At 61.0% G+C, this 22975-nt stretch carries 19 protein-coding genes; 13 read left to right on the top strand and 6 right to left on the bottom strand.

The features are described from left to right. Positions 1–161: 161 nt before the first annotated feature. The 5 genes from P0D96_RS08950 to P0D96_RS08930 all read left to right on the top strand — a co-directional run bounded on the left by P0D96_RS08950 (position 162) and on the right by P0D96_RS08930 (position 3764). Positions 162–1529 carry an MFS transporter gene (locus tag P0D96_RS08950; protein ID WP_408175406.1) on the top strand — a complete coding sequence of 456 codons (1368 nt, stop codon included), beginning with the start codon at positions 162–164 and terminating at the stop codon, positions 1527–1529. Between the two features lie 94 nt (positions 1530–1623). Next, positions 1624–2298: a type IV pili methyl-accepting chemotaxis transducer N-terminal domain-containing protein gene (locus P0D96_RS08945; protein WP_408313057.1), complete on the top strand. Its 675-nt coding sequence runs from the start codon at positions 1624–1626 to the stop codon at positions 2296–2298. Between the two features lie 61 nt (positions 2299–2359). Further along, positions 2360–2848: an MgtC/SapB family protein gene (locus tag P0D96_RS08940; protein WP_408175403.1), complete on the top strand. Its 489-nt coding sequence runs from the start codon at positions 2360–2362 to the stop codon at positions 2846–2848. A 105-nt stretch (positions 2849–2953) separates the two neighbouring features. Next, a complete protein-coding gene (locus P0D96_RS08935) occupies positions 2954–3415 on the top strand; it encodes an SRPBCC family protein (RefSeq protein ID WP_408175402.1) in 462 nt (153 codons plus the stop codon). Next, on the top strand, positions 3399–3764 hold the full coding sequence (locus P0D96_RS08930) for an ArsR/SmtB family transcription factor (RefSeq protein ID WP_408286612.1): 366 nt from the start codon (positions 3399–3401) through the stop codon (positions 3762–3764). The genes P0D96_RS08935 and P0D96_RS08930 overlap by 17 nt, the downstream gene beginning before the upstream one ends. 118 nt (positions 3765–3882) lie before the next feature. Here the strand turns inward: P0D96_RS08930 and P0D96_RS08925 are convergent, their stop codons facing one another. Beyond that, positions 3883–5049 carry a porin gene (locus P0D96_RS08925; RefSeq protein ID WP_408313054.1) on the bottom strand — a complete coding sequence of 389 codons (1167 nt, stop codon included), beginning with the start codon at positions 5047–5049 and terminating at the stop codon, positions 3883–3885. Positions 5050–5331: 282 nt separating this feature from the next. Here P0D96_RS08925 and aldA point away from each other — a divergent pair, with 282 nt between their 5' ends. The 4 genes from aldA (at position 5332) to P0D96_RS08905 (ending at position 11193) form a co-directional block, all read left to right on the top strand. Then, a complete protein-coding gene (aldA, locus tag P0D96_RS08920) occupies positions 5332–6768 on the top strand; it encodes an aldehyde dehydrogenase (protein ID WP_408313051.1) in 1437 nt (478 codons plus the stop codon). A gap of 152 nt (positions 6769–6920) precedes the next feature. Continuing rightward, complete coding sequence (locus P0D96_RS08915; RefSeq protein ID WP_408175398.1) at positions 6921–8243, top strand: MFS transporter; 1323 nt, start codon at positions 6921–6923, stop codon at positions 8241–8243. Beyond that, on the top strand, positions 8244–9461 hold the full coding sequence (locus P0D96_RS08910; RefSeq protein WP_408313048.1) for a mandelate racemase/muconate lactonizing enzyme family protein: 1218 nt from the start codon (positions 8244–8246) through the stop codon (positions 9459–9461). It abuts the gene before it with no gap. A gap of 70 nt (positions 9462–9531) precedes the next feature. Then, positions 9532–11193 carry a GMC family oxidoreductase gene (locus P0D96_RS08905; RefSeq protein WP_408313045.1) on the top strand — a complete coding sequence of 554 codons (1662 nt, stop codon included), beginning with the start codon at positions 9532–9534 and terminating at the stop codon, positions 11191–11193. 128 nt (positions 11194–11321) lie between these two features. On the opposite strand, the gene P0D96_RS08900 is transcribed toward P0D96_RS08905, so the two are convergent. The 4 genes from P0D96_RS08900 to P0D96_RS08885 form a co-directional block, all read right to left on the bottom strand. Then, positions 11322–12257: a LysR substrate-binding domain-containing protein gene (locus P0D96_RS08900; protein WP_408313042.1), complete on the bottom strand. Its 936-nt coding sequence runs from the start codon at positions 12255–12257 to the stop codon at positions 11322–11324. Between the two features lie 125 nt (positions 12258–12382). Further along, complete coding sequence (gene styD / locus P0D96_RS08895) at positions 12383–13861, bottom strand: phenylacetaldehyde dehydrogenase StyD (protein WP_408313039.1); 1479 nt, start codon at positions 13859–13861, stop codon at positions 12383–12385. 37 nt (positions 13862–13898) lie between these two features. After that, on the bottom strand, positions 13899–14909 hold the full coding sequence (locus P0D96_RS08890) for a hypothetical protein (protein ID WP_408313036.1): 1011 nt from the start codon (positions 14907–14909) through the stop codon (positions 13899–13901). Beyond that, the gene (locus P0D96_RS08885; protein ID WP_408313034.1) at positions 14890–16875 is read right to left on the bottom strand and encodes a primary-amine oxidase; all 1986 of its coding nucleotides are present in this window, start codon (positions 16873–16875) and stop codon (positions 14890–14892) included. Before P0D96_RS08885 ends, P0D96_RS08890 begins: the two co-directional genes overlap by 20 nt. Positions 16876–17073: 198 nt before the next feature. Here P0D96_RS08885 and P0D96_RS08880 point away from each other — a divergent pair, with 198 nt between their 5' ends. The 3 genes from P0D96_RS08880 (at position 17074) to P0D96_RS08870 (ending at position 21081) form a co-directional block, all read left to right on the top strand. Beyond that, positions 17074–18078 (top strand): AraC family transcriptional regulator, encoded by a 1005-nt coding sequence (locus P0D96_RS08880; RefSeq protein ID WP_408313031.1) that lies wholly within the window; start codon positions 17074–17076, stop codon positions 18076–18078. 281 nt (positions 18079–18359) lie between these two features. Beyond that, entirely contained in the window at positions 18360–19811 is a 1452-nt protein-coding gene (locus tag P0D96_RS08875) for an APC family permease (RefSeq protein WP_408313028.1), read from the top strand. A 55-nt stretch (positions 19812–19866) separates the two neighbouring features. After that, a complete protein-coding gene (locus P0D96_RS08870; RefSeq protein ID WP_408313025.1) occupies positions 19867–21081 on the top strand; it encodes a porin in 1215 nt (404 codons plus the stop codon). 487 nt (positions 21082–21568) lie between these two features. Here the strand turns inward: P0D96_RS08870 and P0D96_RS08865 are convergent, their stop codons facing one another. Then, on the bottom strand, positions 21569–22015 hold the full coding sequence (locus tag P0D96_RS08865; protein ID WP_408313283.1) for an HNH endonuclease: 447 nt from the start codon (positions 22013–22015) through the stop codon (positions 21569–21571). Positions 22016–22144: 129 nt separating this feature from the next. Here P0D96_RS08865 and P0D96_RS08860 point away from each other — a divergent pair, with 129 nt between their 5' ends. Continuing rightward, positions 22145–22423 (top strand): hypothetical protein, encoded by a 279-nt coding sequence (locus P0D96_RS08860; protein ID WP_408313022.1) that lies wholly within the window; start codon positions 22145–22147, stop codon positions 22421–22423. Positions 22424–22975: the final 552 nt, after the last annotated feature.

Below are 22975 nucleotides of genomic sequence, written 5' to 3'. Positions count from 1 at the left end.
TTCAAGGTTTCAAAGAGTACGCAGTACAGCTTCTAAAGACGGAGCCACATGGCATGGAGGTTGCATGTTCATGCCGGTTTTCAACATCGTGATCATTCCGGTGCGTGGCGCGTAGCGCGATCTGCCGGATAGTCGAAAAATCAGTTTTGTGAGGATATCTGATGAAAAACGTGATGAGCTCCCTAAAGAGTGGGGACTGGCGCGCGCTAGTGGCGTGTTTCCTCTATTTCGACACTGGCTTTACCGTCTGGGTCCTGTATGGACCGCTCGCGCCATTCATCAGCAAGAGCATCGCGATGACGCCCGCGCAACAAGGTTTGCTGGTCGCGGTGCCGGTGCTCTCGGCCGCGATTCTGCGCGTGACGCTCGGTAACCTGTATCAATCCGCGCACGGCAAGCGCATTGCGCTGATGGGTGTGCTGCTGTCGGCGGTGCCGACCATCGTGTTGCCGTTGATGCCGTCCGTGCCGTCGTACACGGTGCTGCTGGTGCTCGGCGTATTTCTCGGCGTCGGCGGTGCCAGTTTCGCCGTGGCGCTGCCGATGGCGGGCAGCAACTATCCGCCGAAGGTGCAGGGCCTCGTGTTGGGTCTCGCCGCGGCCGGCAATATCGGCGCGGTGCTCGACGGCTTCCTGTTCCCGCAACTGGCCACGCACTACGGCTGGCAGATGGCGGCCGGCGGCGCACTGCCGTTGCTCGCGATTGCCGCGATCACGCTGTATTTCTGGGCCAACGATTCCGGCGTGAAAACCGGCAGCGTGCTGCGCGCATTCGGCAGCTTCGCGGTGACGCTGGTCGGATTGATCGTGCTGGTGCTGCTGGTCGAAGCCGGCATGTTCGGCTCCGGCAAGACGGGTGTGCTGCTGTTGCCGGTGATCGGTGCACTGCTCGCAATCGCAGTGTTGCCCAAGCGCTATCGCGCGGTGCTGGCCGAGCGTGACACGTGGGCGATCATGCTGGTGTACAGCATTACGTTCGGCGGTTTCGTCGGGATGTCTTCATATGTGTCGCTGCTCCTGACCAACCTCTATCAGCTCTCGAAGATCGACGCGGGCCTCTTCATGGCATTGCTCGCCGCGACCGGCGCGATGGTGCGTCCGCTCGGCGGCCTGATCGCCGACAAGGTGTCTGGGGTGCGCGCGCTGACCTTCCTGCTCGCCATCATCTCGCTGTGCGACTTCGTGTTCGCCGCGGCCATGCCGGCGATGGCCGGTGGCATCACGCTGCTGCTGTGCCTGTATGTGGCCTTCGGTCTCGGCAACGGCGCGACCTTCCAGCTGGTGCCGCATCGCTGGGCGGGCCGCACGGGCTTGATGTCGGGCATCGTCGGCGCCGCGGGCGGTATCGGCGGATTCTATCTGCCGGTCGTGATGGGTATCGCGAAGGAAAGCACGGGCAGCTATCAGATGGGCTTTGCGACGTTCGGCGCGCTGGCGGCATGCGCGTTCGTCGCGATCGTCGCGCTGCGCCGTCCGTGGATGGCGTGGTCGATGCACTCCGGTGTGATGCACGCGCACGCGACGGAGTAATGCAGTAACGCAGTAACGCGAGCAATCCGCGCCTCCACGCTGAGTGGAGGCGCGGATCGCGCGACGGGGCCGATCAAAATCATAAGAAGTCGACATGAGCATCACGACAGAACGGGTTCACGCACCACCGTCCGAAGCGGACGTCTCCAGCGAGGTGTTGAGCTCGTTGATCAATCTGGCGGGGCGTCAGCGGATGCTCTCGCAGCGCATCGTGTTGAAGGCGATGCTGGCGTTTCAACAGTTCGACGGCGCGCTGGCGATCGCACGCGATACTCTGAACACATTTACCGACAGCCACACGGTGCTGACCCAGGGCCGCGATGGTCTGCCCGGCCTGTTTTCCCCAGCGTTGCGCGAAGCATTTCACGGCCGCGACAATGTCGCGAGGAAGATCGCGGACTTCATCGCGCTGGCTTCGGCGGCGTTGGACGCGATCGGGCGCGCTTCACCGCGCGCGGACGATGCGTTGAATGCCCTGGTCGATTCCGTCGATCCGTTGTTGACGCATCTGCACGGCGTTACGGCTGTCTATGAACAGGAAAGCCGGCGTATAGCGCGTTTGCAGAAAAAAGAGCAACAGCAGTTGATCGAGCGGATCAAGGCGATCGCGAAAGAAGCGCATATCGTCTCGTTCAACGGTCAGATCGTGGCGAGCCGCGCGCATGTGACCGGCCGCGAGTTCGCCGTGGTGGCCGGCGTGATGACATCGATCACGAAGGAACTGGAGGCTGTGGTGAGCGCGTTCGTGAAGAAGACGACGGCGGGATGAGCCACGCAGTGCTGCGTTATTGCCGTATGCTTGGCGTTTTCCGGACTGTCGGGCAAATGTAATGGACAACTGGTGGCACGCGGTGTGGGCAGTCGCCCGGGCAGAATTCTCCGACCTCGGCAGCATGGCCGACGTCTTGCAGGTCCTGATGCGCCTCGGACTCGCGTTGATACTCGGCGGCATACTCGGTTTCGAGCGAGAGATGTCACGGCGCGACGCCGGCATGCGCACGCACATGATGGTGTCGGTCGGCGCGGCCTTGTTCGTGGTCGTGCCGCTGCAGGCCGGGTTCTCGCAGGACAACATGAGCCGGGTGTTGCAAGGACTCGTGTCCGGTGTCGGTTTTCTGGGCGCGGGCGCCATCATCAAGCTCAGTGCCGAGCGCGAGGTGCGCGGCCTGACGACGGCGGCAAGCCTGTGGCTGAGCGCGGGCGTCGGCGTGGCGGCGGGGCTCGGGCGCGAGGCCACGGCGATTCTCAGCGTAGTGATCGCGCTCGCCATTCTATCGAGTGCGCGCCTGTTCAAAAGTCGCGAACAGGAAGAGAAGTAGGGACGTGGCAGGCTCTCGTTCCTACGAAAAAACGCCATCGAAACATGCAGGCAATCACTTGCATGTTGATCACGTTGCTCCTAATATGCAATCAGGAGGCTGCATATGAACACATCGACCGATCGCATTGAAAAACAGATTCTGCTGAAGGCGCCGCGCTCGCGGGTCTGGCGCGCGTTGTCCAATGCCGAGGAATTCGGCAACTGGTTCGGCGTGAATCTTACCGGCAAGCAGTTCGTGGCCGGCCAGTCCGTGCAGGGCAATATTACCTATCCGGGTTACGAGTATCTCGTCATGGACGTGCATGTGGAGCGCGTCGAGCCGGAGCATCACCTGTCGTGGCGCTGGCATCCGGCCGCGGTCGACATCACGGTGGACTATTCGCCGGAGCCGACTACCCTGGTCGTCTTCGAGTTGACCGAGGTCGCATCGGGCACGTTGTTGCGCGTAGTCGAGTCGGGCTTCGATCAGCTTCCCGCCGGCCGCCGTGAAGAAGCGTTCCGCATGAATAACGGTGGGTGGGAAGAGCAGATGGCCAACATCGAACAGCATGTCACCAAGGGTTAAGAAGGCGTTTGGCGCAGCGGATCTGAAGGCGTCGGTGCTGCGCAGTTCCGCGCTGATTTTCGCCGCGCTCGGCGATGAGACACGTCTGCGGCTGGTCGCCGTGTTGTGCGCGGGCAGCGCGATGTCGATCGCGCAACTCACTGCGGGAACGGACATCACGCGGCAGTCCGTCACGCAGCATTTGCAGGTGCTCGCCAACGCGGGTCTCGTGCGCGACGTCAAGGTGGGTCGTGAACGCTTGTGGGAATTCGAGCCCACCCATCTCGACGAAGCGCGCCGCGCGCTCGACGCGATCTCGCGGCAGTGGGATCACGCGCTGTCGAGGTTGAAGGCGGCGGTGGAGGAGTGAGGGATGCCGACGTGGGCGTTCAGAAAACCCGCGTTGTATACGGAACGTGAAGAAAGAAAAAATTTGAACACCCCAGAAAGGCTACCGCCGCCCCCACAATCCACCTGCGCCAGCCCCCTTAAAACTTATGCCGCAGCGCAACCCGAACAGCGACCTGCGTGCCCGTCGAAGACGGCGCCTGCACACCCGGAATGAACGCATTGTCGAGAATCGAGTTAGTCGAATCGCCCGCGACCTTCTGATACTCGCCCTGCACATACACGTCGGTACGCTTCGACAGGTTGTAGTCCGCCATCAAGCCCACCGAGTGGATCTTCGGCTTCACGCTGCCTGACGACGCATCGTAGGTCTCCATCGTGTACACGTACTGAGCGCCGACGAAGAACGCCGGCGTGAACTGGTATTTGCCGTTCACTTCGAAGTTCTGATACTTCAGCGTATTCAACGTCACGCCCGGCGCGGCCAGCGGAACGCCGATATAGCCGTTGCCAGTCGGATTCTTGTAGTTCGAATTGGTGTAGGCAAAACCGGCGGTCGCCGAACCGAACGTGTAGTTGATGCCGCCGCCGAACACCCGCATGCGTCCGGCGATAAAACTCGCGTCGTTCGCGGTAATCGCGCCAGTCGAACCCGCGCCGGGATTGTCCGCTTGCATATAGGCCGCGGCGACCAGCAGGCCGCCGTTCGCATACTGCCCGCCGAAGCTATACGCGCGGTTGTTCGCAAAGTTGGTGTCGTTGCTGAAGGCGTACGCGCCGCCGAACTGGAAGCCCGCCATCTCCGGGCTCGCGTATTTCACGCTATTGCCGAGACGGAACGAGTTGTCGGTGTTGTCGTTGTCATACGGATGCGCGAACAGGTAGCCGGCCCAGTTGCCGTTGGCCGTGGTCTGCGCGAGGTAATCGACCACCGAATCGTACTGGCGACCGAGCGTGACCGTGCCGAAACGGCCGTCGCTGAGCCCCACGTACGCCTGGCGGCCGAACATGCGGCCGCCTTGGCCGAGCCGTCCCGAACTCACGTCGAAGCCATTTTCCAGTTGAAACACGGCCTTCAGCCCGCCGCCCAGATCCTCCGAACCCTTCATGCCCCAGCGGCTGCCTTGCGCATAGCCGCTTACCATTTCCCAGACCGCACCGTGCCCCGCGTTGTTGGTGTAGTCGATGCCTTCGTCGAGCACGCCGTACAGCGTCACGCTGCTTTGAGCGAAGGCCGGCGACGCCGCCAGCGCAATGAGTGACGTGAGCGCCGTGAATGCGGCGGTGGCAATGCGGTTCTTTTCCATCGTGAGCTCCAGACCTTGGTAGTGAGCGGGCCGAATTTCGGGCAGACCCGAAGGCGTTCGACGCCCGCTGCTTTTTGGCAAAGCCCGGATTCTGCTATTTGCGATGGCAAACGCGTATGAGGCACATCCCTGGATAAACATGATTTTTTCGAATGTTTTTCCAGCGAATTATTCGCTTGTGGCCGGCAGTGCCTCGGAGAAAAATTCCGTTCATGCACCTTTGGCATGCAAGCCATAGCCGAGGGCAATGCGTTTTTCGCACCATGCTTTCAGGAGACGACCATGCGACTCGATCGGAATTTTGCTAACGGCCGGTTTATCGAACCCGCGACTGACACCGCTAGCAGCGAGCTCATCGCCGTCTGCAATCCGGCCACCGAGACCGTGATCGCCCATGTCACGGGTGCCACCGAGGCCGAAGCCATCGCCGCGGTCGACGCCGCCGCGGTCGCGCAAAAGGGCTGGCGCAAGCTGCCTTCAGCCGAGCGCGCGGTGTATCTGCACAAGCTTGCCGATGCGCTGACCGAATGCGCGCCGGCCATCGGCGCGGCGCTCGCGCTGGAGTCGGGCAAGAGCGTGGCCGACGCCACCAACGAAGCGATCTACGCCGGCCAGATCACGCGCTATCACGCAGAGTGGGCGCGCCGCATCGAGGGGGAAGTGATTCCGAGCGATACGCCCGACGAAAACCTCGTGTTGCATCGCGAGCCGATCGGCGTGGTTGCGTGTCTGATCCCGTTCAACTACCCCGTCTATACGTTCATGCGTAAAGTGGCGCCGGCGCTGATCGCCGGCAACACGGTCGTCGTGCGCCCGAGCAACAACACGCCGACTTCCGCATTCGAAATCGCCAAGGCGGTGGAGAGGGCCGGCTTGCCCGCGGGCGTGGTGAACATTCTCGCGATGAACCATGCCACCGCGGAAGCGCTCTGCACGCATCCCAAGGTCGGCATGATCACGCTGACGGGCAGCGTCGGCGCGGGCCGCAAGGTGCTCGAATATTGCAAGGCGAACATCGCCAAGCCGTCGCTCGAACTGGGCGGTAAGACGCCCGCGATCATCGAGGCCGATGCCGATCTCGAGAAAGCCGCGCGCGACCTGGTCGCCTCCAAGACCACGCATTGCGGACAGTTGTGCACGGCGATCGAACGGGTCTATGTGCAGGAAAGCGTGCATGACCGCTTCGTCGCGCTGCTGAAAAAGCACATGAGCGCGGTGGAGAGCGGCGATCGCAGCGAGCAGCCGTCGCTGATGGGTCCGCTCGTCAACGAGGCGTCGCGCCAGTCGATTCACGCGATGGTTCAACGCGCCATCGCAGCGGGCGCCACGCTCGAAACCGGAGGCAAGCTGCCGCAAGGCAAAGGCTTCTTCTATCCGGCCACGTTGCTGTCGAATTGCCGTCAGGACATGGAAATCATCCAGGAAGAAACCTTCGGTCCGATCATGCCGGTCGTCAAATACCGCACGCTCGACGAAGCGCTGGAAATGGCCAACGACCATCAATTCGGTCTCTCGTCGGTGCTGTATACGGAGAACTATCGCGGTGCGATGAAGATCGCCAACGGCATCGAAGCCGGCGAGCTGTATGTGAACCGTACGCCGGCCGATCCGTATCAGGGCTTTCACGCCGGCTGGAAACGTTCGGGCCTCGGCGGCGACGACGGCAAGCACGGCATGCTCGAATTCACCCAGACCCGTCTCGTGGTCATGAAGTACTGAAGTTGAACCGGCACACGCCGCACGTTGAAACGACGGCGCGTGTCTCCTTTGCAACCTGAAAAGCGCGGCGAATCTGCTGCCAGTCCATAACAAAACATATTGGAGACCGGGCGGCCCGATGGGCTGGCGCTGTGTCTCTGAGGAGCGCTCACGTGTCATCTCAACCCGTCCGAACCGACGCTTCGCTCGCTTTAAGCGACGAAGAGGCCGCCCTGCAAAACAGTAAGGCGCAACGCTATATCCAGCTCATCCTGCTGGTGATCGCAGCCGGCGCGATCTACCCGATTCTGTATCTGCGGCAGGTGTATCAGCCAACGATGCTCGAAGTGTTCCACATCACCGATAGCCAGCTCGGCTACTTGTATTCGTCGCTGGGCACGATTTTTCTGTTGAGTTATCTGCCGAGCGGCTGGCTCGCGGACCGGATCGCGCCGCGTTTGCTGATCTGCTTTTCGCTGATCGCCACCGGCGTGCTCGGGCTGTGGTATTCGACCGCACCATCGTTCCCGATGTTGATGATGATCTTCGGCGGCTGGGGTTTGTCGACCGGCTTGACGTTCTGGGCCGCGGTCATCAAGCGCGTGACCATGATTGCCGGCACGCATGAGCAGGGCCGTTTCTTCGGCTTGCTCGACGGCGGACGCGGCCTGATCGAAGCCATGCTCGCGACCATCGCGATCACGCTGTTCGCATGGGTGACGCAGACCAAAGGCGAACCGGTCGCGGCCGGTTTCAAGCTGGTGGTCTACATGTACGCGTTTCTTTGCATTGCGCTCGGCGTCGTGCTCGCACTCGTCAAAGATCCGCAAGGCACCGAAGATGCAGCCGCCAATCGCGCCGCGCGCCAACGCAACAACGTGCTGGTCGATCTGAAGACGCTCGCGAAGATTCCAGAACTGTGGCTGGTCGCCGCCATCGTGTTCTGCGGCTACCAGGTGTTCTGGGCTACTTACAGTTTCTCCGCCTATCTGCATGAAGGCGAGATCGGCCTGACGGTCGTGATGGCCGGCACGATCACCACGCTCAAGCTGTGGATGCGGCCGATCGGCGGCATTGGCGGCGGCTTTCTCGGCGACCGCTATTCGAAGGTCTCGGTGCTCGTGATCGCGCTCTTTCTCGCCGCGCTGTCGCTGGTGGGCCTGATGGCGGCGCCGCGTATTTCGAGCCACGCGCTGCTGGTGTTCCTCGTGCTGTTCATCGGCATTCTGACTTACGCGATTCGCGGCCTGTACTGGTCGCTGCTGGATCGCTGCAATATTCCGGTGACCACGATGGGCCTCGCGATCGGCCTGATCTCCGTGCTGGGTTATTCGCCGGACGTGTTCCTGCCGCTCATCAACGGCTATCTGACGCAGACGTTTCCAGGCGTCTTCGGCTACCAGCTCTACTTCGGCTATGTGGCCGCCATGGCGGCGCTCGGCGGCGTTGCCGGGCTCGCGCTGAGAAACATGCTCAACAGAAAGGAAGGTGCGTAAATGAAAGTTGCCTCGCTCGAAACGCATATCGTCGCCGTACCGCCGCCGCATGTGGGCGGCATGTACTGGATCTTCGTCAAGCTCAAGACCGATTGCGGGATTGAAGGTGTCGGCGAAATCTATTCGGCGACGTTCCATCCGAAAGCGATGACCCACATCATCGACGATGTATTCGGCCGCTATCTGCTCGACAAGGACCCGCATCACATCGAGCGGCTCTGGCGCGAGGCGTATTCGAGCGGTTTCACGCAACGCCCCGATCTGACGATGATGGGCGTGGTCAGCGGCCTCGAAATGGCGTGCTGGGACATTATCGGCAAGGCGGCTAACAAGCCGGTGTATGAGTTGCTGGGCGGCATGGTGAATCAGCGCCTGCGTTCATATACCTATCTGTACCCGAAGAACAGCCGCGGCGAATACGACTACGACGATCCCGATCTGGCGGCCGAATGCGCGCTTGAAAACGTCAATCGCGGCTTCACTGCGGTGAAGTTCGATCCGGCCGGACCGTACACGGCGTACTCGGGTCATCAACTGTCGATGGAAGTGCTGGACCGTTGCGAAACTTTCTGCCGCCGTGTACGTGAAGCAGTGGGCAGCAAGGCCGACCTGCTGTTCGGCACGCATGGGCAGATGGTGCCCTCGTCGGCGATCCGGCTCGCGAAACGCCTCGAAAAATACGATCCGCTGTGGTTCGAGGAGCCGGTGCCGCCGGGTCAGGAAGGCGCGATGGCGCAGGTCGCGCAGCACACCAGCATTCCGATTGCGGCCGGCGAGCGCCTCACCACCAAGTACGAATTCTTCAAGCTGCTCGAAGCCGGCGCCGCGTCGATTCTGCAACTGAATGTGGCACGCGTGGGCGGCCTGCTCGAAGCGAAGAAAGTCGCGACGCTGGCCGAGGTGTACTACGCGCAGATTGCGCCGCACCTGTACAACGGGCCGATCGGCGCGGCGGCCAGCATTCAGCTCGCGACGTGCACGCCGAACTTCCTGATTCAGGAAAGCATCGGCACGTGGGACGGTTTTCATGCAGCCGTGCTGAAGAAGCCGATTCAATGGGAAGACGGCTACATCATTCCGTCGCAGGAACCGGGTCTCGGCGTCGAACTGAACATGGAGGTCGTCAGGCAGCACACGCCCTACACCGGCGAGCGTCTGCATCTGCAGATGGCGGCGCAACCGGCCGATGTGAAAGACCTCGCGCCGGCCAAGGGTTGAGCGCGGTTTGAGTCTGGCGGGTTTCACCACTACGTTTCAATGGATTGAGCGCCGTCTGGCGACATAGAGCATGAACTACGATTACATCATCGTCGGCGCGGGTTCGGCGGGCTGCATTCTCGCCAATCGCCTGTCGGCGTCGGGCCAATATTCGGTGCTGCTGCTCGAAGCGGGCGGCAAGGACAGCTCGTTCTGGTTCAAGATTCCGGTGGGTTTCACCAAGACGTACTACAACGAAAACTATAACTGGATGTACTACAGCGAGCCGGAAAAAGAACTCGACAACCGGCCGATCTATTGTCCGCGCGGCAAGGTGCAGGGCGGCTCGGGCTCGATCAACGCGATGATCTACGTGCGCGGCCAGCCGCACGATTTCGACGATTGGGCCGCCGCCGGCAACGCGGGTTGGGCGTTTCGCGACGTGCTGCCGTATTTCCGCAAGCTCGAATCGCATCCGCTCGGCAACACGGAATATCACGGCGCCGACGGCCCGATCCGCATCTCGCCGATGAAAGATGCGGTGCATCCGATCTGCCACGTGTTTCTGAAAGGCTGCGATCAGGCCGGTTATCAGCGCAGCGACGACTTCAATGGCGCGCAATTCGAAGGCGCCGGCATCTACGACGTGAACACGCGTAATGGCCAGCGCTCATCGAGCAGCTTCGAGTATCTGCACCCGGTGTTGTCGCGCAAGAATCTGACCGTCGAGCGCGACGTGCTGGCAAGCCGCGTTCTATTCGACGGCAACCAACGCGCGATCGGCGTGAGCGTCACGCAGAACGGCGTCACGCGGCAATTCATGGCGACGCGCGAAGTGATTCTGTCGGCGGGCGCGGTCGATTCGCCGAAGCTGCTGCAACTCTCCGGCGTGGGCGACAGCGCACTGCTGGCGAAGCATCGCATCGCGATGGTCAAGGAACTGCCCGCCGTGGGCCAGAATCTGCAGGACCATCTGTGCGTGAGCTTCTACTATCGCGCGAACATGAAGACGCTGAACGACGAGATGCGGCCGCTGCTTGGCAAGCTCAAGCTCGGTCTGCAATATCTGCTGACGCGCAAGGGGCCGCTCGCGATGAGCGTGAATCAGTCGGGTGGGTTCTTCAAGGGCAACGATCAGCAAGCGCAGCCGAATCTGCAGTTGTACTTCAATCCGTTGTCGTACCGCATTCCGAAGAGCAACAAGGCGAATCTCGAACCTGAACCGTACTCGGGCTTTCTGCTGGCGTTCAATCCGTGCCGGCCGACGAGCCGCGGTTCGATCGAGATCGCGTCGAATCGCGCCGAGGACGCCGCGAAGATCCGTATCAACGCGCTGACCACGGAGAAGGACATCGACGAAGTGATCCAGGGTTGCGAACTGGTGCGCAAGGTGATGGCGTCGCCGGCGCTGAAGGCGATCACGGTCGAGGAAATCTCGCCGGGACCGCAGGTGAATACGCGCGAAGGATTCCTGCGGTACTTCCGCGAGCAGTCGGGGTCGATCTATCACCTGTGCGGTTCGTGCGCGATGGGCGACGATCCACGCACGTCGGTGGTGGATGCGCGTTTGCGTGTGCACGGCATTGACGGCTTGCGCGTGGTGGATGCGTCGATCTTTCCGAATATCACGTCGGGCAATATCAATGCGCCGACCATGATGGTGGCGGAGAAGGGCGCCGACATGATTCTCGAGGATGCGGCGAGCGAAGTTGCGTATCGGCCCGCGGCAGTGGAGATGGCCGCGGCGGCTTGATGGTTTGATTGGCCTGGCGGTGTTGGGCTAGCAGCCACGTAGTGTGAAACCGCGCCGATGGCATCGCATCGGCGCGTTTTTTTCGTTCGAAGCGGTGCATAGGGCGCACCGCGATGCCACTCAGCGCCTCAACCCGCGTCGCTCAATGGCGCCGACTCCGATGCATCGAGCGTCCGTCCGCTCAACCAGATTTCCTGTTGCAGCCAGTCGCGGAACAACGCGACGTGCGGTAGTTCATCCTGTTCCGCGCGCGTGACGAACCAGTACGACTGATGCCCGTCCACATGCACATTCAGCACTTGCACGAGTTGGCCTTCGGCCAGTTCGCGCGCGATCATATGACGGTCGGCGATGGTCACGCCGAGCCCGTCGATCGCGGCGCGAATGGCGTGATCGAGCAGATCGAATTCATAACCGCCACGAGTATCCACGTTTTCAATCCCCGCCGCCTTCAGCCAATGCTGCCAGGTGAGGTAGCGCTGATCGGCGCTCGCCAGCACGTGCAATAGCGTGAACTGATTCAGGTCGATCGCGGCGCGGCCCGCCTGACGTGCGAGCAACGCGGGCGAGCAGACGGCGATATGCCGCTCGCTCATCAACAGACGGTTGTCGACGCCTTCGCACTCGCCATTGCCGAAGCGGATCGCGCAGTCGAGCACACCGGATTCCGCGAGGTTATCGTCGACACGAGTCGACAGACTCAGTTCGAGTTGCGGATGCGCATCACGCAGGCGGCCGAGGCGCGGCATCAGCCAACGGCTCGTGAAGGTGGGCGGCGCATTGATGCGCAGGCGGTTGCGGTGGGTTTTTTCTTGTATGCCGCGAACCGTGAGTTCGATGCGGTCAAAGGATTGCTGCAGCGCTTGCAGAAGAATGCGGCCGGCAGCCGACAGTTCCAGATGGTGATGGTGACGCTGCAGGAGCGTCTCGCCCAGTTGCGCCTCGAGCTGTCGGACCTGGCGGCTAACCGCGCTTTGCGTGACGTTGAGCAGTTCCGCGGCGCGGGTGAAGCTGCCCGTGCGGCCGGCGACTTCGAAGGCTTTCAGCGCATTCAGCGCGGGCATTTTGCGTTTCAAGATGTTCGACCGGAGGTAAGGCGCGGTAGCGCGATGTCCCGGTATTTTACTGGTTTGCCTGCGCGGCGCGGCGCGTTGCCTTGCTCGCGACGCGCCGCGCGGGCATCGCATCATTAGTAAGCGATGCAGATCGACTTGCTCTCCGTATACGAGTCGATGATCGCCTTGCCATGTTCGCGGCCGATGCCGGATGCCTTGAAGCCGCCGAACGGCATGGCCGGGTCGACCATGTTGTGCGTGTTGACCCATACCGTTCCGGCCTCGATGCCGTCCACGAGCCGCAGCGCCTTGTCGAGCTGGTTGGTCCACACGCTCGCGCCGAGTCCGTACTCTGAGGCGTTTGCCTGAGCGAGCACTTCGTCCAGGTCGTCATAGGGCATGGCGACCAGCACAGGGCCGAACACCTCTTTCTTGATGACGGAAAGCGGCTTGCAGGCGCGATTGGCGATCACCGCCGGACGCACGAAGTAGCCGTCGCGGTCCACGTGGGCATCGCGCGAGAGGATCTCGCCACCTTCGTCCTTGCCTTGGACAATCATGCCGGCCACCTTGTCGCGGTGCCGCGCGGAGACCATCGGGCCCATCTGCGTCGCCGCGTCGAAACCGGAGCCGAGCGTGATGCCGTCCGCGACGGCGGCAATGCCTTGCACGACTTCGTCATAGATCGAGCGCGCGACATACAGGCGCGAGCCCGCCGTGCAAACCTGGCCGTGGTTGAAGAAGATCGCGCCGGCCGCGCCTTCGATCGCCTTGCGCGGGTCGCAGTCGTCGAGCACGATCACCGGGCTCTTGCCGCCCAATTCGAGCGACGCACGCTTCAGATCGTCCGCGCATTGACGACCGATGATGCGCCCGACCTCGGTCGATCCGGTGAACGTGACCTTGTTTACCAGCGGATGCCGCACGAGCGCCGCACCAGCGGTTTCGCCACGGCCAGTGACCACGTTGAATACGCCGGCAGGGAAACCCGCTTCGTGCGCGAGTTCGGCGAGGCGGATGGCGGTCAACGGAGTCTCTTCGGCGGGTTTGAGCACGACGGTGCAACCGCAGGCCAGCGCCGGGGCGATTTTCCATACCGCCATCAGCAGCGGGAAATTCCACGGGACGATCGCCGCGACCACACCGGCCGGCACGCGTTTGGTCGACGCGTTGTAACGCGTGCCAGGCGGGAAAGGAATCGACAGATCGAAGGTAGTGCCTTCGATCTTGGTCGCCCAGCCGGCCATGTAACGCAACCACTGGACGCTGCCCGCCACTTCCAGCATCTTCGAGAAGCCGATCAGCTTGCCTTGATTGAGCGTTTCCAGCGTGGCGAGTTCGTCGCTGTGCCGCTCGACGAGGTCGGCCAGTTTGAGCAGCAGGCCCTCGCGAACGGCCGGCGGCATTCTGCGCCAGGCGTCGGATTCGAAGGCCGCCTTCGAGGTTCTGACCGCGTGATCGATATCCGCTTCGGATGCGTCGGGGATCTGCGCGATTTCTTCGGCGGTGGCCGGGTTGAAGACCGGAAAAGTTTTGCCCGCGGCACTACCGGTTTTTTCGCCGTTGATGAACATGGTGCGCGGCAACGCGGCCGCTAGCTTGTGTTCGTTCATGGTGGTTCGTCTCCGTTGGGGGTGAGTGGCCGTGGCACTAGCCGGAAGGGTTCGCCTGACGGCGGTATGGACTTGGGGGAAGGTGGATGTGTTGCCTTGCACGCCAGTGTGTTGCTAACGACGCGGCGCAGATCACGTTCGCTGTCGCGCTCAATGCGTACAGCACGACGAATCCGTCGCCGAAAAAGTAGGGTGTGGTAGATAACGCCGCGCCCAGCACCATGCCGATGTGATGCGCGACGCCGGGGCAACTCGCACGCAATACGCTGGTCGAGTTGCCGCGCAAGTTCACGAGTGCCGGGATCGTCAGGCAGTCAAGAATCAGGAAGATCGCTGCCGCAAGCGGTGCGAGCGCGGGATTGTCGCTTGCCGCGAGCGTGCCGATCAGCACCGCACGCGCGATGTACAACCCCATCAGCATGCGATGGCCGCGCGAGCGATCGGCGATGAATGCCAGCGCGCAGACTGCGGCAAGTGAAAGCGCAATGTGCCAGAAAGGCTGTGCACCGCTTAGGCCGCAAATCGCAAAGAGCTGGAAGCGGGCGAGACTGCCGCTCGACAGTCCCGCAAGCAACGCGAGCAGAGCCGTTGCGCCTGAAGGAGTCGCCGCCTTGACCGAGTCGGAGTCATGCGCGCTGCTGCGATCCACGTCGTGACGCGATTCGGCGTTGACGAGCAAACGGTAGAACAACATGCCGAGGAAGCCCGTCACGATCATCAGCAAGGCAATGGCGATGCCATGCGCTGAACCATTCAGATACGCTGGTACGCTATTCATTGCGCTGATCGTCATGATGAGCGTCGCGGCGCTCATCAGCATCGTGTAGCGGCCCGATGAGCGCGACATCAGCAATGGCACGCTCATCATGGCCGTTAGCATCAGCGCGCTCATCCACAGCGCCGTGGCGTGCCGATCGAGAGCGGCCTGCGTCAACAGCGCAGCGCCGCCGCCCGCGAGGCACACGCATGCCGCACTCGCGCACAGCATGCACGCGAGAGCGGCGTGCCGTGCGCGACGCACGACCGGATCAGTGCTTGCAGCAGCCATGATCCGTGGACTTGCCGTCTTCGACGCTGTTCAGATCTCGTTCGGCCGGCAGGTCCATGGTCGGGTTGCCGGAGAAGAAGTTGTTCGGCTTGAGCATGAAACCGGCGTACTCCACCGGCATTACCGGGAAATCCTCGGGTTTGCACACATGCGTGTGGCCGAAGCTATGCCACAGCACGACGTCTTCGTTCTCGATGTTGCGATTCGCCTCGATATAGCGCGGCAGGCCGTCGCCCCCCGAATGCTGATTCGGATAGTCGCCGCTCGCATAGCGCTCAGCCGGATCGAACGGCGTGACCCACACGTGACGCGTGGCAAAGCCGCCGCGCTGGCGCACCTTCGAACGTTCGTCGGCCAGCATCAGCGGCGAGTCATTGACGACCAGCTTGTAGCCCGGATTTGCGCCCACGGCATTCTTCACGTTGGGGTTACTGACCTTCCAGTAGCGACCCGTGCTGCCGCTTGCCACACGTGCGGCTTCGCTTTCCGTTTTCAACACGCGTTTGGTCGTGTCGAACACATTGCCGTACGGATTGTTCTCGCCCATCGGACGCGGCACGAATTCGTGTTCGGTCACCGTGTTGCGCTCGCCGTCCACCATCATGTGCATGCGCGCGTTGAAGAAGTGCTGATGCGTCGGGCCGCCGAGGTTTTCCGTGATCATGCCGCCCCACGAATAAGTGTCGCCATCAGCCACCGCCGAGGTCTGCACGATGCCGGTCAGCTTGCATTCGAGCTGGATCGTGCCGTCCTGATACAGATACCAGTAGAAGCCGTAGTCGTAATTGCCGACGGTGGCGAAGAAGGAAATCACAAGGCGTCGCGAGCGGCGCATTTCGAACACGCCGGTGCGGAATTCGTAGTGCTTCCAGAGCGTGCCGTAGTCTTCTTCGTGCATGCAGACGGCGTTCTTCATCACGAATGCGTTGCCGAAATCGTCTGCGGACGGAATGTCGAAATAGCGGATCGTGCCGAGGCAGTCGCAACCGAGTTCGAGTTGATTCGCCAGTTTGCCGAGACCGTATTCGCCCGCGTCGAACGCGCTTTTCCAGTAGTGGTTGGTGCTCGGGTCGGAGTAGGGCACGCACATTTCCGTGACGCTCGCACGGTAGATGATCGGGCGCGTGCTCCTGCCGTCGTCCCACGACAGTTGATGCAGCACCAGCCCTTCGCGCGGCGTGAAGCCGACACGGAAGTTCCAGTTCTGCCAGTTCACATGCCAGCCCTCGATCGTAAAGCTCGGGCCGTCGGGTTGATTGATCGACAGCGGTTTGAGCGTGCTGCGCGGCTCGCCGAGACTCGGCGTGTCGTAGTTATGCTTGGCGCGCGGAATCGGAATGATGCGGCCGTCGTCCACCAGTTCGATCACTTTCTTTTCGAGCAGATCGACCACGGCCATCACGCCTTCAATTGGGTGCGCGTAGCCGTTATCGGTCAGGGTCTCGCGGTAGTAGCTCACGCAACGCACCAGACGCCGGCCGTTTTCGTTCTCGCGATCGAAACAGCCCGCCGAGAACGGATCGACCTGCACGCGTTCCAGATCTTTTTCGCTGAGGCCGCGCTTCATCACGGCCACGCGCCATGCTTCATCGCTCTTGACGATCTGTTCCGCGTTCATGAAGTCGTCGATCATGATGGGCGGCTGGCCGTAAGGCGCCGCGCCGAACGGCATGACACGGCGCGCGGCAATTTTCTTTTCTCTCAGGTCCACCTCGAATTCGATCGTCGCGCCATTCGACCGATCGATTGCGAGCACGAAGGCCGTGCGCGAAAAATATTCGCCGGTCTTGAATGCCACCACTTCGGCTTTCGGCGGCTCGCGCAATTCGACCATCGGAAAACGCGCGTGCGAATCGAGTTTTTCGGCGGCTTTCACGAGGTCGCACGCGAGCTGCATTTCTGCGCCGCTCAGCGGGTCGAGCGGATGAACGGGGGCGTGAGCGGCTTTCGTGGCATTCGTGTTCATAAGATTCCCGTAAGAAGTTGCTGGACCGGACAGCGCGCTCGCGAGGCGAATGAGGCGCGGCGAACGCTGAGTCGATGGCAAATCGTAGGAACCCAATAATATTTTCGCGCTTGCCTATCGCGCCAAATGAACGATAAAGTGCGCCAAGAGGAATGACACGAGCCACCATCAGCGAAGACTGGAGAGGAGACGCTCAGCATGAAAAAAGTCACGCTCAACGGCAGTTTCCCGATGATCCGCGCCGCGGTCATGGGACCGGTTGTGCGCGCACTCGATGCATCGGGCGCGCAATGCGACGCGCTGCTGGAGGAGTTCGGCATGAGCCGCAAGCTCCTGTCGAATCCCTATGAAATTCTGCCGCTCACGCGCTATGTGACGGCGTTCGAGCGCGCCGCCGAGGTGCTCGGCGAGTCCGCGCTCGGCCTGCGCCTGGGCAGTGAATTGCAATTGACGGAGCTGGGGCCGGCGGGTCTGGTGTTTCTGTCGTCGCCGACCTTGAATGCGGCCATGCGCAAGTTTTCGCTCGCGCTCGCCTCGTGGCAGAACACCACCACTTGCGAATTGCTGCGCGACGACGAATGGCCGATCTGGACCTACCAGATCGCCAGTCCGCAAATCTGGCCGCGCCGGCAGGATGCGGAATACAGTCTTTCGACGATGTGCCACATGGTTCGGCTCGTGCGCGGCGCCGCGTGGAATCCGGTCGAAGTGCATTTCGAACACGCTGCGCCAGCCGATCTCAAACCGTATGCGCGTATCTTTCGCGTGCCGGTGCGCTTTCAGCAGCCTTTCAACGGCTTGATTCTGCGGCCCCAGGATCTCGACGCTTCGCTCAAAAGCGCCGACACGCAAATGGCGCGCATGATGGAGCGCCACGCCACCGATCTGATCGCGCGGGATGCAATGCCGCACAGCATCGTCGAGCAGGTTCGCGATCTGGTGACGCGGCGGCTCGCGCACGAAAAACTGATCGTCGCCGACATCGCGAAGGATCTCGGTCTCTCGCATCGCTCGTTGCAACGGCACCTCGCGCAGGAGGGCACATCAGTGCGGCAGATCGTGCGCGAGGAACGGCAGCGCAGCGTCGAAGGGTTGCTCGAGCGAGAAGAGCTTACCAATGCGGCGATTGCACGCGCCGTTGGTTATGCCGATGCCACGGTCTTGTGGCGCGCCACACGCAACTGGAAAAAGAATAGCGCGTGACGTCGGTGCATTTTCTTTCACTCTGAAAGCATCGCGCGGCTTTACCATTGCCGCGCGAGAATAATTCAGGTTCCTAAGTATTCGCTGCAAACCACCGCACTCGGGCTTCCCCGCATTGGCGCAAATTATCGAAAATTTGGCGCGGTTCGCGAAGTCGTTTTATTTTTTAGCTACCTACCATGCGCACACACCGAAGCATCGGAGATCGGTCAAGTGAGCGTCTGGATCAGCAGTACGGGGTTCAGGCGAGTCCCAGACTAGCCAACACACAAGAGGCAGCGATGAGTGAACCCTATTCTCCGACCCGAGCGGTCGACGCGGAGAACCCCGTGGAATTGAAAGGCAATACGCTGGGCTTATGGCAGATCGTGTTCCTCGTGATTTCGGCGGCCGCGCCGCTGACCGGCATGCTCGGCGCGGTGCCGCCCGCGATCAGTCTGGGCAATGGCGCGGGCATTCCGGGCGCGTTCGTGATTGCCGGCGCGGTGCTGCTGATTTTCAGCGTGGGCTTTGCGTCGATGAGCCGGCACGTGGTGCGCGCCGGCGCGTTTTACGCGTATATCACCGCCGGACTCGGGCGGCCGCTGGGCATGGCCGGAGCGCTCGTCGCGCTGATGTCGTACACGTTCATCCAGATCGCGCTGTACGGATTGTTTGGCTTCTTCTGCACGGTGATCCTCTCGCCGCTTTTGCATACCGCGTTGCCCTGGTACGGGTATTCGCTGATCTGCGTGGCCGTGGTGCAATTCACCGGCATCCGCGGCATCGATCTGAATAGCCGCCTGCTCGGCGTGCTGATGTGTCTCGAACTGGGCATTCTGCTGGTGCTCGCAATTGCGATCGTCGTGCATGGCGGCGGACCTAACGGCCTCACGCTTGCGCCGTTCACACCGCAGCATGTGTTCAGCGGTCACCTTGGCATTGCGGTGATGTTCGCCTTTGCCTCGTTCATCGGTTTCGAAGCGACCGCGATATACGGCAAAGAATGTCGCGATCCGAAGGTGACGGTGCCGCGCGCCACGTACGTATCCGTGATGCTGATTCTCGTGTTCTTCGCTTTCGTCACGTGGACGATCGTCTGCGCGTATGGCCTTGCGGATGTGGTCACGGTCGCGACCAAAGAGCCCGGCGATTTCTGGTTCATCCAGTCCGGCAAATATCTGGGCGGCGCGGTGACGACGGTGATGAGTTTCCTTTTGCTCAGCAGTATCTTCGCGAGCCTGCTGTCGTTTCATAACACGCTGGTACGTTATATCCATGCGCTGAGTCTCGAAGGCATCCTGCCGCAAGCACTCAATCGCGTGCACGAAAAATATCGTTCGCCGTATGTGGCGAGCTATCTGCAGACACTCTCCGTGTGCGTGCTGCTCGGACTTTTTATCGCGGCGGGCAGCGACGTGTTCAATATCGTGTTCAGCTGGAGTTCGGCGCTCGGCACGATCGGCATTGTGATGTTGCAGGCGGTGACGAGTTTTTCGGTGATCGCGTTCTTCCGCAAGACGCGCAAGGACACACGCGTATGGCACTCGTTCGTCGCACCGCTGGTGGGTGGCTTCGGCCTGTTGTATATCGGCGTGATTCTGGTGCGCAACCTCGATGCGCTCAGCGGCTCCGATAGTCCGGTCGTCAAATCCTTCCCCTGGATCGTGTTCACGGTGGCGCTGGTCGGCGTGGTGATCGGTCTCATCCTGCGCAAGAAGCGCCCGGATATCTACGCGCGCTTCGGCCAGTAAGGGAAACGCGCGAATCGCGCGACAACCACCTACCTCACTTCTCGACAAGACAATCATGGCAGACACTTTCGTCAAGCGCTCGGCGCTTGCGTTGGCCGCGTTCGGCCTTTCGATGGGCGCGCACGCGCAATCTTCGGTGACGCTTTACGGCACGGTCGACGCCGGCCTCGTCTACACGAACAACCAGCAGACTACGCTCGCCGACGGCAACACCAACGGACACGCGAACTATCAACTGGCGGGCGGCAATCTGGTGCCGTCGCGCTGGGGCTTGATGGGCACGGAGGATATCGGCGGCGGCACGACGGTCAACTTCGCGTTGGAGAACAGCTTTCTGATCGGCAGCGGCGCGATGCTGCAATCGAATACGCTGTTCAATCGCAATGCGTGGGTCGGTGTGAACAACTCGACGTATGGCGCGCTGACGTTCGGCCGGCAATACGATCCGTTCTCGGACTACATGGGCGCGTATGCATCGAGTAATAACTGGGCGACGTTGTACGGTTCCCATTTCGGCGACGTCGACAATCTGAACGAGGCGTTCAACTTCAACAATTCGATCAAGTACATCAGTCCGAGTTTTGGCGGGTTGACCGTTGGGGGATTGTTCAGCCTTGGTGGCGTGGCGGGGAATTTTTCGCAGAACAAGGGGTGGGCGCTGGCGGCGAATTATGTGCAGGGACCGTTGTCGCTGAGCGCGGGGTATCTGGAGTTGAATCAGCCATTGCAGGCGGCGTTGGGGGGCACGAGTGGCTATATCGGCGACTTCAGCTGTGCGAATGCGGACGCGTCGTATTGTCTGTTGCAGGATGCGAGCAAGATACGGATTTTTGGGGCAGGGGGTTCGTATTCGTTCGGCAAGGCGAATGTGGCGGTGACGTATACGCATACGCGGTTGTCGCAGAGTCAGTACATTGCGAGTGCGGCGCGGCCTGCCGGGGCTGATGTGTCGTTCGATATTGCCGAGTTGAATACGACTTATGCGCTCGCGCCGGATTTGCAGCTAGGGTTTGCTTATATTTTCAATGACGCCAAGCCGAGCGGCAGTGCTTCTACTCGCGTGCATCAGATCAACCTCGGTGCTGTGTATAGCTTGTCCAAGCGCACCGCTGTTTATGCGGTCGCGATTGGGCAGAAGTCCTCAGGGGCTGGATTAGGGATTGACCCGGCAACCGGCGCGACGGAGAACCTGGCGCAGATTCCGAATATCGTTAATTCGGATACGGATAAGCAGGTTTCTGTGATTGTGGGGCTGCGGCATAATTTTTGAGGTTGGTTTTTTTGGGTGGTTGAATTGGATGTGGTCTTTTTGGGGTTTTGGGCCTTTCCTTGGAATCTTGTCGGTCTATTGGCGTTGCCCCTGTGCGGGGCAACCTTGGGTGAAACCCTGCCTTGCGCAAAGCCTTATCCGGTAAGGGTTTGAGCGCTTCTACCCCGACAGGGAAAATTTCCCCTATCTGTTAGGGGAGCTATAGGGGAATTTCTGCGACCCGCTGCTCGGTTGGATTTGGTGCGTTTAACCAGCAGCCCGTCTGCTGTGACCGCCCCTGATCGACCCGCCTCGGATGCTCGCCCGGGCAAGGCCCTCAACGACGTCTTGTGGACGTGCAACCGTCGTTAGCCGCAGCGAGAGAGGCTGAAAGGATGGGCGAGTCGGCAAACAGATCCGAGAGATTGTGGATAGCTCAGGATTGACGCCACAACCCATCGGCTATTTGAACTATTCGCTGGTAGCCGACTTCCTGTTCGCCGGGTCGCTACGCAGCCTGAGTTCGTCTATGGACAGGTGGGGGTCTCTGCTTGTGAAGCATGCGGTGGCAGTTTGCGCACACGGGACGAAGGTCCGTGATTGGATCGATCAGGTGCTCCTCATCGATGTCCGCGACCTGATTCAGGTGATGCACCTCAATGTAACCCGCACCAAGCGCACCGTACTTTTCCTCGAAACAGAACCCGCAAACGGCGCATTTGTATCCATGGTGCGCGATGCATGCCTGACGAGCGGTGGGGCTTCTGTCATAAGTATTAGCAGTAACAAGCCTACTTTTTCCCCTCGGAGTACCGCTCGATCGGACGCGCAATGACCCCTTATCTTCGTTTCGCAAAGGGCAGCATCTGATCCACCGGCAAACGGAGGATGACGCCGTGACGTTCTTCTGCCAGCTTTCGGCGTTGCTATAGTGCGGCTCTCTTACCGGAGGCACTGACAATGCTACAGACGGATCAGAATCCACAGCCTGCGACAGAAGTCGCGGATAAGGAACGTGCGGAAAAGCGCGGTAGCAACGCCCGGGCGGGAAGCACTAGCGACGACCACGGACCCGGGGGGCGCAATGATCTATGCGGCACACCCGCATAGACCGACCACCCGGGCGGGCGAACTGGTTGCGGGGTCGCTGACCTGGCAGATCGAACAGCTTGAGCCAGGCGACGCACTGTTCAAGCCGGGATCGCATGAGACTGTGCGGGCGTACCAGTCTGCGCGTCCCATTGCCAATATGATAAAGCGCCATCCTGACCGCGAATACGATGTGGACCTGTGGCTAGCGATGCATCATTCAGGCACGGGTGAAAGCATGCAGCTGTACAGAATCAACCGTATCCGGAGATGACCTCGCGCGAGATGCAGATTCATCCAATTGGTGAATCCCGCCGGATGGCGGTTAATCGATCTGCGTATGCGAGCGGAACATAACGGCCTCCCCGACAGGTTTCGCTTCGTGCGTATGCCTTTAGCCCGCCCCCCGGCGGGTTTTTTTATGCCCTGCAGTTCGCTCGATCCGACAATCCCGTGCAAAGCATCTGGTCGGGAAACTCTCTCCCTGCCTTAAACAGTGTCCCCCGCTTATGTCTTCGATCAACCATTCGCCTGGTTATGCGAAATACCTATCTACTTTATCGCGTTGACCAATTTTGACAGTTGTCCTATATACGCCTAGCAAAATCCAATTTGATAATGAAAATTTCAAATTTGAGCGGGCTAAAGCGTATGAAGAAACGCGAAGACCTACTGGTGCAAGTCAGTCCAGGGAGTGTCCATGTATAACCCCAGCCAGTCACGCACCCTGAGCGTGTCGTGCGAGGCGTTCCCGGTTGATCGCGGTGTGCCGGTCCTGTCTCCCGTGCGGCTACGTGGCACCGAGGCGCTCGGCAAGCTGTACAGG

Origin of the sequence: Paraburkholderia sp. RL17-347-BIC-D, assembly GCF_046027915.1 — a bacterium.
Taxonomy (GTDB): domain Bacteria; phylum Pseudomonadota; class Gammaproteobacteria; order Burkholderiales; family Burkholderiaceae; genus Paraburkholderia.
This window is presented reverse-complemented; position numbering and strand designations above follow the sequence as displayed.